1 rRNA gene is annotated in these 251 nt (G+C 55.8%); it reads right to left on the reverse strand.

What is annotated here, in order from left to right:
* Positions 1 to 251 (reverse strand): 23S ribosomal RNA (locus tag AC3G2T_RS38945); the annotation flags it as partial.

Genomic DNA, 251 nt, shown 5'->3' on the forward strand with positions numbered 1-251 from the left:
CGACCGCCCCAGTCAAACTGCCCACCTGACACTGTCCCCGACCCCGCTTAGGGGCCCAGGTTAGAACTCCGATACGATCAGGGTGGTATCCCAACGGCGCCTCCACCCAAGCTGGCGCTCAGGTTTCTACGGCTCCCACCTATCCTGTACAGATCGTACCAAAGTCCAATATCAAGCTGCAGTAAAGCTCCATGGGGTCTTTCCGTCTTGTCGCGGGTAACCTGCATCTTCACAGGTATTAAAATTTCACC

The sequence above is a fragment of the Paenibacillus sp. sgz302191 genome, assembly GCF_057749925.1.